The organism is Alloalcanivorax venustensis, assembly GCF_047495515.1.
GTDB classification, from domain to species: domain Bacteria; phylum Pseudomonadota; class Gammaproteobacteria; order Pseudomonadales; family Alcanivoracaceae; genus Alloalcanivorax; species Alloalcanivorax venustensis.
Window position 1 is genome coordinate 3305611 of sequence record NZ_CP179934.1, and the last position, 12580, is coordinate 3318190.

Annotated in this window: 12 protein-coding genes and 1 tRNA gene; 5 read left to right on the forward strand and 8 right to left on the reverse strand. The window is 61.9% G+C overall.

Annotated features, from left to right (window positions below; genetic code table 11):
- Positions 1 to 7 precede the first annotated feature (7 nt).
- The 7 genes from ACMG4O_RS15450 to lptF form a co-directional block, all read right to left on the reverse strand.
- Entirely contained in the window at positions 8 to 403 is a 396-nt protein-coding gene (locus tag ACMG4O_RS15450; protein WP_067604878.1) for a PaaI family thioesterase, read from the reverse strand.
- 43 nt (positions 404 to 446) lie between these two features.
- Positions 447 to 908 (reverse strand): PaaI family thioesterase, encoded by a 462-nt coding sequence (locus tag ACMG4O_RS15455; RefSeq protein ID WP_035451349.1) that lies wholly within the window; start codon positions 906 to 908, stop codon positions 447 to 449.
- Positions 909 to 987: 79 nt separating this feature from the next.
- Positions 988 to 2004 (reverse strand): BtrH N-terminal domain-containing protein, encoded by a 1017-nt coding sequence (locus ACMG4O_RS15460; RefSeq protein WP_204427021.1) that lies wholly within the window; start codon positions 2002 to 2004, stop codon positions 988 to 990.
- Positions 2005 to 2874 carry a metal-dependent hydrolase gene (locus tag ACMG4O_RS15465; protein WP_185956922.1) on the reverse strand — a complete coding sequence of 290 codons (870 nt, stop codon included), beginning with the start codon at positions 2872 to 2874 and terminating at the stop codon, positions 2005 to 2007.
- Positions 2875 to 3269: 395 nt separating this feature from the next.
- Positions 3270 to 3356: transfer RNA gene (locus ACMG4O_RS15470), tRNA-Leu, on the reverse strand.
- 76 nt (positions 3357 to 3432) lie between these two features.
- On the reverse strand, positions 3433 to 4494 hold the full coding sequence (gene lptG / locus ACMG4O_RS15475; protein WP_142949014.1) for an LPS export ABC transporter permease LptG: 1062 nt from the start codon (positions 4492 to 4494) through the stop codon (positions 3433 to 3435).
- Positions 4491 to 5609, reverse strand: coding sequence for an LPS export ABC transporter permease LptF (gene lptF / locus ACMG4O_RS15480; RefSeq protein WP_370211875.1), 1119 nt, complete (start codon positions 5607 to 5609; stop codon positions 4491 to 4493). Before lptF ends, lptG begins: the two co-directional genes overlap by 4 nt.
- Positions 5610 to 5654: 45 nt before the next feature.
- Between lptF and ACMG4O_RS15485 the strand changes: the two genes are divergently transcribed.
- The 5 genes from ACMG4O_RS15485 to ACMG4O_RS15505 all read left to right on the forward strand — a co-directional run bounded on the left by ACMG4O_RS15485 (position 5655) and on the right by ACMG4O_RS15505 (position 11857).
- The gene (locus ACMG4O_RS15485) at positions 5655 to 7136 is read left to right on the forward strand and encodes a leucyl aminopeptidase (RefSeq protein WP_414434111.1); all 1482 of its coding nucleotides are present in this window, start codon (positions 5655 to 5657) and stop codon (positions 7134 to 7136) included.
- A gap of 4 nt (positions 7137 to 7140) precedes the next feature.
- Positions 7141 to 7566, forward strand: a complete 426-nt coding sequence (locus ACMG4O_RS15490; protein ID WP_142949016.1) for a DNA polymerase III subunit chi — start codon at positions 7141 to 7143, stop codon at positions 7564 to 7566.
- 75 nt (positions 7567 to 7641) lie between these two features.
- Complete coding sequence (locus ACMG4O_RS15495) at positions 7642 to 10428, forward strand: valine--tRNA ligase (RefSeq protein WP_414434112.1); 2787 nt, start codon at positions 7642 to 7644, stop codon at positions 10426 to 10428.
- A 36-nt stretch (positions 10429 to 10464) separates the two neighbouring features.
- Complete coding sequence (locus ACMG4O_RS15500) at positions 10465 to 11049, forward strand: TetR/AcrR family transcriptional regulator (protein ID WP_142949018.1); 585 nt, start codon at positions 10465 to 10467, stop codon at positions 11047 to 11049.
- Positions 11050 to 11059: 10 nt separating this feature from the next.
- Positions 11060 to 11857: a class I SAM-dependent methyltransferase gene (locus ACMG4O_RS15505; protein ID WP_414434113.1), complete on the forward strand. Its 798-nt coding sequence runs from the start codon at positions 11060 to 11062 to the stop codon at positions 11855 to 11857.
- 4 nt (positions 11858 to 11861) lie between these two features.
- Here ACMG4O_RS15505 and ACMG4O_RS15510 read toward each other — a convergent pair whose 3' ends face one another.
- Entirely contained in the window at positions 11862 to 12548 is a 687-nt protein-coding gene (locus tag ACMG4O_RS15510; protein ID WP_142949020.1) for a TetR/AcrR family transcriptional regulator, read from the reverse strand.
- Between the last annotated feature and the right edge of the window lie 32 nt (positions 12549 to 12580).

The window sequence follows — 12580 nt, forward strand, 5'->3', positions numbered from 1 at the left end:
AAAATACTTAGCGGCTATAGATAAAGCGCCCGATTGACACAAGCGTTTTATCCAGATAAACGTCGACGGAAACGACTACGAAACGTCTTCCTGCACGGACAATACAAGGCTCGGCACGAATTGTGCCCGCAAACGCGGGCCGTAAATAATCAAAGGTCATACTACTGCATAACGGCTCTTCGACTAGATTAAGCGATTCCATCAAATAGAGAGCTGCCGTTATTTCGGCAAAACTGGCGAGGATTCCGCCATGAAAGGTACGCAACAGAGGGTTACCGATATGCTGTTCTCGAAAGCACAACCGGCAAGAGAACCCCTCATCAGAGGTCAGCGCCTCAAGACCTAGAAACTCCACAAATGGAGTATTTTCAAGCATTTCTTTTTGCGCTTTATTCAGAGCCATGTCGGCCAACCCGTCATCTGGCGATTCAAAAGCGATCGCTCTTTCATACTTTCCCCTCCCCTTTCATGGCTGAATCGAATGCAGGCCCGAGAGTACCGACGGCAAACGAACCGAATACCGTTGCCAGCAAGTTATGATCGGAATAAGCGCAACCTTGTCCGCGCACATAGGCGATATCACCTCGTACCGCGTAACACTCCACCTCGCTGTAGATTCCCTCCCCCGCGGGTACGGGGCGAATGAAATCCACACGCAGATCGATGGTCGCAATCGGACGCATGTCACCAAGTCGGGAAAATATTGCCAACCCGCAATTGGTATCCAATAGCGTGACAACAACTCCTCGGTGAAGCCCCCCGTGTCGATCGCAAAGCGCTGGACGGCAGGAGAGGCTCATGGCGGCACGCCCTTTGCCAACTTCCTCCACTTCCACGCCGAAGGCGTTGAACAAGGGATGGGATGTGCCAAAGAAGGTCTTGGCCATGGTTAAATAACGATCTGACATCGAATCGCTTCCCCCTTTCCATTGGCCTGGCTCACTCAAGAGCCAGTGTATCGCTCCGGGTCCGGTCGCTTTTATCTAATCAGCCCAGAGCATCTAGTACACACTTCACATAACGCGACTCGTGTGATTTAACCCGATTAATAGCCAACTCGATATCGCCGGAAGGAAATGTCGTTGCCTCGGAAGCCATTTTCAAAACAGCCGCCAAGCCGGACCAAGCCGCTGCCGCGCCTCGCATGAGCTCCACTAACTTCGCATCTCTCACCACGGTAAGCCGTGCACTGGCCTCTTCCAAAAAATCGGCGTACAGGGTACGAAATCCGGCTCCCCCAGTACCGCGCTTTTCGATCACCTGGTAAGCAAAACGCAACGACCAGCGCCAGTTTTCGTCAGCCGCCCAATGTGACAGCCGGTCAATCCAAGTATCCAGCGCCGCGAGACCGCTAAAACGATCGCCGTTCGCCAGAGCATAGGCATTGTCAAAGATAGCCCTCCGAATACGTTCCGGAGTTACGCTGGCTTTGATAGCTTCGGGGGCAAACAGGTTTCCGTTATGAATGAAAGGGGGCGCAGTGGAGAAGCGTGCGTCGGCCAAATCAGCCGTAGATACCGCGATCAATCCCGGGCGTTCGGTATCACTGACCAACACCTCGTCCCGCTCCTCGTCATATAACCATGCCACGATGGCGTGCCCTGCAAAATGTGTGCTGCTTTGGAAGTAGGGCAAATGGAAAATGTCAGTTAACAACAGTGCGGGTCGATTTTCATTCAGCACCCGTTTGAGATCCGTATTGGCGGACCGTTGATCGCGATAGCTGCGCCAGGAAAAGGGAACATCCAAAGTATTGAATACCTTTTCCTCGAATTCCATTGAACGCACATGCACGATGAAAGGGGTATTGGAGGCTGCAGTCTCCACATAGGTAATGCCGAGTCCGGCCCCAAGACCAAAACAGCAAGCCTCGCTCATCACCAAGCCGTGGAACTCAAGCAAGTCCCGGATGGCCGAACTGCCACAGTGCCTGCCCGGCCTGTGGCAGTGACGCGCCCCGATCTTTGGCCTTACAGCCGTTTCAGACACTTCTCCGCCGACCATTCAGGCGGCCTCGCTCACCGGCTCGGTTTCATATACGGCGGCCGATGCCCGCATCGGATCACCATGCTCTCCGTACTCCTTCAACCATGCCGCGACTTTCTCCGGCATGCCCGTTTCCCAGGGGTGGAATCCCGGACGGAACCACGCAACAAACTCGGGCAACATACGGGTCAGAATACCGCGACGACCGTAGAGCCGGTTTAGACCACGCAGCACTACCGTCGGCCGTCGCATCGCACCGTCAAGACGCAACATATTCACGAACACCGGTCCGACGACCAGGTGCACCATCAGCATGGCAACCACCAGGGCCGAAGCGCGAGTCAAATAACCTCCGCCTGCCGCGGTTCGGTATACATCGTACGCCACTGCCTTGTGCTCAACCTCTTCCACACCATGCCAGAGAAACATCGCCCGCATTACCGGATCCGCATCTCGGAACATATCCGTTTCATCCTTGAGCATCGCCTCGCCCAGAGTGGCGGTAAAATGCTCGAAAGCCGCGGTCATCGCCAGTTGATACTTTTCCGGCATGTATTTCTGTGTCGTACGAATAAAACGACGCAGGTTGCGGGTAATCTGATCGACATCGATTCCCTGCGCCTCCATCACGTCATTGAAACGATCATGGACGATACCGTGCTGGCCCTCCTGACGAATGAAATGGCGGATATCTTCACGCAAGCGCTGGTCCGTCACCTGATCCTGGAAATGGCGCACCGACTGGATAAAAAACCGCTCACCCTCGGGAAAATGCACCGACAAGGCGTCAAAAAAACGGGTTACCACAGGATCACCGCCATTCCAGTGGCGCGGCACAGAGGACACATCAAAATCTACTTTACGGGGCTGAATTGAGATTGCACTCATCAGAACCTCCTCTAGAGAACTACAGCATGAAGTATACGTTTACAAAGATGCTATTGGTTAACCAACCAAAACTCAATAAGAACTTTTTCTTAAAGCTAATTTATCTTTTGCCGTGACAGGACACTGCCGTTTGAAGCAGCAGCGCACACGGTGGGGCGCCGAAACCTCCGCGGAATCAGATTCTTCGTTTGACAAGGTAGTCGTGCGGTTCAAGGGAAGAGAGAGGGCAACCACCGATTAGGGCTGCCCGGCTTGCAACCAGATGAAGAGGGGGATGTTTGCAGCAGCCCCAACTGGCTAGTCGAAGGAGCAAGTTGAACGGGCGTCCTAACGAATCCAGAAAGGGAAATCCCAGTGACGACGCTGCGTCGGAAGTCCATTCCCGACATAATGTTTGGTACCAGAGGCCGGACTTGAACCGGCACGCCCTCGCGGGCAACGGATTTTGAATCCGTCGTGTCTACCAATTCCACCACTCTGGCTTTGGCTTACCGCTGGACAGCGAACCCGCTGTCTCGGGCGGCGAGTATACCAAGCCCGGCCAACATTGCCAGCCGTTCAACGCACCCGCAGCAGCAGCCAGACGCCCAGTATCAGGCACAGCAGCGGCGGCAGCCCCGCCGCCATCAGCGGCTCGGTGCGGAACACCAGCGACAGATGCCCAAAAAACTGCTGACCGTAGTTGAAGGCCAGCCCGGCGACGATGCCGGCGGCCATGCGCAGCCCCATGGTGACTTCGCGCAGGGGGCCGAAAATAAAGGAAATGGCGATCAGCACCATGCCGATGGTGGCCACCGGCATCAGCAGTTTTTGCCAGAACGCCAGCATGTAGTCCGCGCTTTGCAGCCCCTGCTCTTTCATATAGCGGGTGTAGTTCCACAGCTTGGCCATGGCCAGCCGCCGGGGCTCCAGGACCACGATGCTCAGCAGTTGCGGGGTCAGGCTGGTGTCCCAGCGGCCGCCGCCTTCGGTGTAGGTTTCGGTGCGGTCGTCGCCGAAGCGGGTGCCCTGGATGTTCTGCAGCGTCCAGTGGTCGCCCTGGTAGAGCGCCCGCTCCACGAACTGGCTCTCTTCCAGCTGGTGATCGTCGTTGAAGCGGTAGCGGGTGAGGCCGTAGAGCACCCCGTTGGGCTGCACCGTATTGATATGGATGAATTCGTCGCCTTCCCGGTGCCAGAAGCCGTATTCGCTGCGCAGGGCCTCGCCGCCGCCCTCCTGCAGGGAGCGGTTGCTCTGCGCCACCTGCTCGGTATACGGGGCCAGATACTCGCCCACCGGCACCGACAGCAGCATCAGGAAAATCACCGGGCGCAGCACCATCCAGCTGACCTGCAGGGTGGACACCCCGGCGGCGCGGATCACCGACAGCTCGCCGCTGTTGGCCATCAGCCCCAGGCCGATCAGGGTGCCGAGCAGAATCGCCATGGGCAGATATTCATGGAAGCGGCGCGGCACCGTGGTGAGCACGAACTGCAGCGCCTGCATCACCTGGTAACCGCCACGCAGGAACTCCAGCTCGTAGATAAAGCTGAACAGGCAGTCCAGACCGACGATGATCGCCACGATGGCCAGCGACGGCAGCAGCACCGAACGCCAGAAATACCGTTTGAGCAGGGTCATGCGCGGGCCCTCCTCGGCTTGAGCCGGTCACCGAAGTACAGCATGAAGACCGCGAACCCGGCGATCAGATGAATCCAGACCATGGAGTAGTACCAGGGCCGGTCGCTGCCCGGCACTTCGGCGATCCAGCTGCGCATGGTCAACAACAAGCCGACGTAGAGCATGTAGCCGAGCACCGCGGGGATCATGCGCAGAAACCGGCCCTGGCGAGGATTAACCCGGGACAGCGGCACGGCGGCGAGACACATGATCGGCACCGTCAGCACCAGCGACCAGCGCCACGCCAGTTCCGCCATGGCCTGATTGCCGCCGTCGTCGATCAGATCCAGGGTGGAACGGCCCCGGACCTCCGGCGGGCGGCTGCTGGAACGCTCGCTGCCGATGCGCACGCGGGCTTTCTCGAAGGCCACTTCGCGGTAATCCGCCTCGCCGGGCTTACCCTGGTACTGGTAGCCGTCGGTCAGTTCCAGGTAGCTGATGCCGTCCTGCTGCACCAGGTTGCCGCTGCGCGCCCAGACCGTAAGCAAGCGGCCGGCTGCCTCACTGGAGAAGCTGGCGTCGGCCACGAACACGTTTTCCAGTACGCCTTCCTCGCGGTTGAGGCTTTCCGCGTAGGTGGCCCGCTGGTTGTCGTCGTCGCCTTTGACGTGGAAGCGCCCGGGGGTCAGCAGCTCGAGCACCGAGCGCCCCTTCTGTTCCTCGAAGATGCGGTTTACCTCGGCGTCACCTTGCGGGGTGACGTAGAGCGCGAACAGGGCGATCACACTCATCGCCACCAGAGCGGGTACAATCAAGGAACGCACCACCCGGCCGTCGCCCTGCCCGCCGGCGCGCAGCACCACCATCTCGTTGTCCATGTGCATGCGCCCCAACACCAGCAGGATGGCGATGTAGAGGCTGAGCGGCAGGATCATCTGCAAGAACTCGGGGAGCCGGAACGCCATCACCAGAAACAGGGCGTCCGCGGCGATCTGCCCGGCGGCGGCCTCGGCTAAGTACTTGATAAAGCGGCCACTGACCAGCACCATCACCAGAATGAAGGTGACCAGTACCGTGGTCATGAATACCTGTCGATTTATATAGCGGTGTAATATCAACGTCGGCCCCGCCCGCACTTAACCTGCACTGAAAGTGTGCGGCATTGTAACTCAGGAGACAGCATGGAGTACGCCATTAGCCATTCCGCTTTAGCAAAAATCAAAGCGGATTGCGTGATTCTTCCCTTGAGCAGCGACGCAACCCTGCCTGAAAACCTGCCCGATGAGACACGCGAAGCGGTCAAGGCGTTCATTAAGGCCGGAGATTTCTCCGGCGACAAGGGCCAGACCGCGTGGTTGCATCAGCCGCCGGGGCTGACCGCCAGCCGCCTGTTTCTGGTCGGCTGCGGCGACAAGAGCGAGCTGGACGGCAACGCCTTCCTGAAACTGGTCGGCCAGGTGAGCCGCACGCTGCAGCGCGGCCCGGCCAAGCAGGCGGTGTGGGTGCTGGGCTCGGTGGCCGTGGCCCGGGACATCGAATGGCAGGTGCGTGAAGGCACCCGGGTGGCGGAAGAAGCCGCCTACCGGTTCGACCTGTACCGCAGCAAAGCGCCCAAGGCGGCGACACTGAAGAAGTGGACCTTCTGGGCGGCCGAACGCAATAACGGCCTGAAGAAGGCCTCCAACGTGGGCAAGGCGGTGGCCGCCGGGTCCGCGCTGGCCAAGGATCTGGGCAACATGGCGCCCAACGATTGCTACCCGGAGTACCTGGCCAAGCGCGCCCGTCAGCTGGCCAAGGACTACGAGAAAAAGCTGTCCGTGAAGGTGATCAGCCACGCCCAGGCGGAAAAAATGGGCATGGGCGCGTTTTGCGCCGTGTCCCAGGGCAGCAGCCGCAAGGGCTGCCTGATCGTGATGGACTACAAGGGCGCCACCGGCAAGCCGGTGTCCCTGGTCGGCAAGGGCATTACCTTCGATACCGGCGGTATCTCCCTGAAGCCCGGCGCCAGCATGGACGAGATGAAGTACGACATGGGCGGCGCCGCCAGCGTATTCGGGGCGATGAAGACGGTCTGCGAGCTGGGGCTGCCGATCCACCTGGTGGCCGTGGTGGCGGCGGCGGAAAACATGCCCGACGGCGAAGCCACCCGCCCCGGGGACATCGTCAAAACCCTGTCCGGCCAGACCGTGGAGATCCTCAACACCGACGCCGAGGGCCGGCTGGTGCTGTGCGACGCCCTCACCTACGTGCAGCAGAAGCACAAGCCGCACACGGTGATCGATGTGGCCACCCTGACCGGGGCCTGCGTGATGGCGCTGGGCAGCCACGCCCAGGCGGTGTACAGCAACGACGACGCCCTCAGCGAGGCACTGCTGGAAGCGGGCCGGGACACCGGCGACCGGGGCTGGCCGATGCCGCTGTGGGAGGACTACCAGACTCAGCTGGACAGCCCGTTCGCGGACATGCAGAACATCGGCGGCCCCAAGGGCGGCTCGATCACCGCGGCCTGCTTCCTGCACCGCTTTGCCCGCGACGTGAAATGGGCGCACCTGGACATCGCCGGCACCGCCTGGAACAGCGGCGGCAAGGAGAAGGGCTCCACCGGCCGGCCGGTGCCGATGCTCACCCGCTACCTGATCAATCTGGCGGAGCGTAAAGGCTGACCCCTTGACGGAAATACTGTTCTACATCACTGAACAGGCCGGCGAAGGCGTGCAAACCGCCCTCGCCCGCCGCATCGCGGAGAAGGCTTGGCGGCAGTCCCGGCGCATTTATGTGCACTGCCGGGACGACGCCCACGCCCGCGAGGTGGATGCCGCTTTCTGGGCGCAGCCGGCCACCGGCTTTCTGCCCCACGATCTGGCGGCGGACACGCCGATGGCAGAGACGCCGGTGGTGGTGGGGCACGGCGACGACCCCGGCGACCACCACGATGTGCTGATCAACCTGGCGCCGGAGGTGCCGGACTTCGCCACCCGTTTTCAGCGGGTGGCGGAAATGATCACCGGTGACGGCCCGCTGCGCGAGGCGGGCCGGGCCCGTTTCCGCTTCTACCGCGACCGCGGCTTCCAGATTCAGAGCCACCGTCTCTGAACCACGGAGCGCGACGGCGGCGCCCCCTTTCGCTATAATTCGCCCTTCGTTTTTGCGGTGAAGACAGCGGAGATCATGGATAAAACCTACCAACCCGACAGCATCGAGCAGGCCTGGTACCAGACCTGGGAAAAGGCAGGCCATTTCCGCCCCTCCGGGGAGGGCGAATCCTTCGCGATGATGATCCCGCCGCCGAATGTGACCGGCAGTCTGCACATGGGGCACGCCTTCCAGGACACCATCATGGACACCCTGGTGCGCTATCGCCGCATGCAAGGCCGCAACACCCTCTGGCAGGTGGGCACCGACCACGCCGGCATCGCCACTCAGATGGTGGTGGAGCGCCGCCTGGCGGCGGAAGGCACCGACCGCCACGAGCTGGGCCGCGAGCGCTTCCTGGACAAGGTCTGGGAGTGGAAGGCGGAATCCGGCGGCACCATCACCCAGCAGCTGCGCCGCATGGGCAGCAGCGTGGACTGGTCCCGGGAACGCTTCACCATGGACGACGGCCTGTCCAACGCGGTGCGCGAAGTGTTCGTGCGCCTGCACAGCGAGGGCCTGATCTACCGCGGTAAACGCCTGGTGAACTGGGACCCGGCCCTGCACACCGCGATCTCCGACCTGGAAGTGGAAAACCGCGAAGAACAGGGCCACATGTGGCACTTCCGCTATCCGCTTTCCGACGGGTCCGGGCACCTGGTGGTGGCCACCACCCGCCCGGAAACCATGCTCGGTGACACCGCCGTGGCGGTGCACCCGGAAGACCCGCGCTATAAGGATCTGATCGGCCAGACCGTGCGTTTGCCACTGGCCGACCGCGATATTCCGATTATCGCCGACGATTACGTGGACCCGGACTTCGGTTCCGGCTGCGTGAAAATCACCCCGGCCCATGACTTCAACGACTACGAAGTGGGCAAGCGCCACGATCTGCCGCAGATCAACCTGTTCACCATCGAGGCGCATCTGAACGACAACGCGCCGCAAGCCTACCGCGGCCTGGACCGGTTCGACGCCCGCAAGAAAGTGGTCGACGATCTGGACGCGCTGGGCCTGCTGGAGAAGGTCGAGGACCACACCCTGCAGGTGCCGCGCGGCGACCGCTCCGGCGTGGTGATCGAACCCTATCTCACCGACCAGTGGTTCGTGGCGGTGGAATCCCTGGCCAAGCCGGCCATTGAAGCGGTGGAAAACGGCGACATCCAGTTCGTGCCCAAGAACTACGAGAACATGTACTTCTCGTGGATGCGCGACCTGCAGGACTGGTGCATTTCGCGGCAACTGTGGTGGGGCCACCGGATTCCCGCCTGGTATGACGAGGACGGCAACGTCTATGTAGGCCGCGACGAGGACGAGGTGCGCCGCGAACACGACCTGGGCGACCGTCCCTTGAGCCAGGACGAAGACGTGCTGGACACCTGGTTCAGCTCGGCGCTGTGGACCTTCTCCACCCTGGGCTGGCCGGAACAGACCGAAGAACTGAAAACCTTCCACCCCACCGATGTGCTGGTCACCGGTTTCGACATCATTTTCTTCTGGGTCGCTCGGATGATCATGATGACGCTGAAGTTCACCGGCCAGGTGCCCTTCAAGCAGGTGTACGTGCACGGCCTGGTGCGCGACGCGGAAGGCCAGAAGATGTCCAAGTCCAAGGGGAATGTGCTGGACCCGCTCGATCTGATCGACGGCATCGACCTGGACACCCTGGTGGAAAAGCGCACGCGCGGGCTGATGCAGCCGCAGAAGGAAAAGCAGATCGCCAAGCGCACGCGTAAGGAGTTTCCGGACGGCATCAACGCCTACGGCACCGACGCGCTGCGCTTTACCTTCCTGTCGCTGGCCTCCACCGGTCGCGACATCAAGTGGGACATGGGCCGCATCGAAGGCTACCGCAACTTCTGCAACAAGATCTGGAACGCGGCGCGCTACGTGCTGATGAACACCGAGAACCAGGACTGCGGCCTGGACGCGGACAGCGGCGAAGTGACCCTGTCCCTGGCGGATCGCTGGATTGTCAGCGCGCTGCAGCGTGCCGAAACCGAAGTCACCGAGGCGCTCGACCAGTTCCGTTTCGACGTCGCCTCCCACGCCGCCTACGAGTTCATCTGGAACGAGTACTGCGACTGGTATCTGGAGCTGTCCAAGCCGGTGCTCTACGGCGACGAATACAGCGAAGCGGAAAAACGCGGCACCCGGCGCACGCTGGTGCGGGTGCTGGAGGCGATCCTGCGCCTGGCCCACCCCTTCATGCCGTTCATCACCGAGGAGATCTGGCAGAAGGTGGCCCCGCTGGCGGGCAAGACGCCGGCGGCGGAGGGCGCCGATGCCACCATCATGCGCCAGCCGTTCCCGGTCAGCGACAGCGCGCGCCTGGCCCCCCAGGCAGAGAGCGACATCGAGTGGATCAAGGCGGTGATCACCGTGATCCGCAACATTCGCGGCGAGATGCGCATCCCGCCGGGCAAGGCGCTGGACGTGTACCTGCACAACGGCAAGGACATCGACCGCGAGCGCCTGGCCGCCAACCACAACTTCATGTGCCGGCTCGCCAAGCTGGAGCGCATCACCTGGCTGAACGCCGAGGATTCCGCCCCGGCGTCCGCCACCGGTCTGGTCGGCGACATGGAAATCCTGGTGCCGATGGCCGGCCTGATCGACAAGGACGCGGAGATCGAGCGTCTGGGCAAGGAGATCGACAAGCTGCGCAAGGAAGTGGCCCGTGGCGAGAGCAAGCTGCGCAATCCCAACTTCGTCGATAAAGCCCCCGACGAAGTGGTCGCCAAGGAGCGCGAGAAACTGGACGACCACCGCTCGCAACAGGCCCGTCTGGAAGAGCAGATGGAGAAGATCAAGTATCTTTAGGCGCGCGCCGAGCACGCCGCGTCAGGAGGCACGGCCTTGACCGACAATGACCCGCGCCGGGCGCGCATACTCGCCACCGCCCGGGATGTGTTCGCCGAACAGGGGTTCCGCCGGGCGGAGGTGAAAACCATCGCCCAGCGCGCCGGTGTCGGCAAGGCCACCATCTACCGCTTCTTTCCATCCAAGGACGCGCTGCTGCTCACCGTGGTGGAGGAGAACCTCACCGCGATCCGCGACCTGGTGCTGGGCGAACTGCTCAACGGCGCGCCGCCGCTGCAGCGCCTGGAGAATGTGTGCCGCGCCGTGGCCCGCTTTCTGGAAAGCGAGCGCGATTTCTCCCGGCTGCTGATCCAGGAAGCCGGTGAGTTTCTCGGCCCGATCCAACAACGCTATCTGCGCCTGGTGGAAGACAACCTGCCGGTGGCCGACGCCTTCTTCAACGAACTGCGTAACGACGGCTACTTTGTTGCACTTTCCACCCGGGACACTATTTTGATGATGGTGAATCTGCTGGTGGGCACCACCTACACCTGGGTGCTCACCGGCGAAGGACGGCTTGAGCACCAGGCCGTCAGTTACATGGAAGTGCTGGTGCGCGGCCTGCGCGCCGGCGACGCCTGAAGGAGGCCGCATGCGCATCTCAACGCTTTTTGTTCTCGCCACTCTGTGGCTGGCCGGCACGGCCGTGGCCGCGCCGCTGGAACAGATTCTGGAAAGCCCCCACCGCGAGGCGGACAACAGCCGCGACGGCGATCGCCACCCCGCCGAGACCCTGGCGTTCTTTCAGGTCGAGCCGGATATGACGGTGGTGGAAGTCTGGCCCGGGGGCGGCGGCTGGTATACCGCCATTCTGGCGCCCTGGCTGCGCGACCACGGCACCCTCTACGCGGCGCAGTTTCCCGCCGACAGCGGCGTGGATTTCTACCAGCGTGCCCTGCAGCGCTACCAGGAGAAGCTGGCGGCCCGCCCGGCGCTCTACGACCAGGTGAAAATCACCCATCTGGGGCCGCCCGAGCACACCGACATCGCGCCGGCCGGCAGCGCCGACCGGGTGCTCACCTTCCGCAACGTGCACAACTGGGCCAAGGCCGGCACCGTCGAGGCCGCCTTTGAAAGCTTTTTCCGGGCTCTGAAACCGGGCGGCGTGCTGGGGGTGGTGGAACACCGGGCCCCCGCCGGCCGGCCGCTGGAAGAGCAGATCGAGTCCGGCTATATGACCGAGGCGTACGTGATTGAGCAGGCGGAGAACGCGGGCTTCGAGCTGGAGGCCAACGCCAGCATCAACGCCAACCCGGCGGATGACACCGAGCACCCGGCCGGGGTCTGGACCCTTCCGCCCACCCTGCGGCTGGGGGAAGAGAACCGGGCGCGCTATCTGGAAATCGGTGAAAGCGACCGCATGACGCTGCGGTTCCGCAAGCCGGAGTAGCGCTTCAGCTCTGTGGCCGCTCCAGCATGCCCGGGGTAGCGTCAGCGCCCAGCACCACCGATTCGGCGATGCCGATCATGGTGCGGCGGCACTGCTCCAGACGCTGAGCGGAAAATTCGCCGTTCTCGAAGATGTACAGGGAGTAGTTTTCCAGAATCCATAGCATGGTGCGCATCACCAGCGGCTCCATATCCCGCTGGGTCAGCCGGCTGATCTCCGACGACAGCACTTCCGCGGCAATCTGCTGGGCACGCACCCGGTGGGGGGCCAGCGCCGAGTTGGAGGAGCGGGCCTCCTCCATCATCAGCTTGATCACCGGCCCCATGCTGACGTGGTAATTGAAATACACCTCGGTGGTGTTGGTGATGATCTCCTTCACCGACTGGGCCTGGCGCATTTCCTGATGGAAGTGGAGCAGCATGTTATCGATGAAAATCCGGTAGATGCTCTCCAGCACGTCCATCTTGTTGCGGAAGTACTTGTAGAAGGTGCGCCGGGACACTTTGGCGGCGTCCAGCAGGTGCTGCACGGTGGTCCTGGCCAGCCCGCGCTGGGCGAACACATACATGGAGTGGATCAGAATCTCCGCGCGCGCCTGGGAGCGCTGGCCGCCCTCCTCTTCCGCGTGGGCCTCCAGGACCTGATTGACGACCTGACGTATGGCGTCCAGATCTTCCGGTGTGCGTTGCACGTGATTTTTCCCCTGTTTTTGTTTACCCGGCT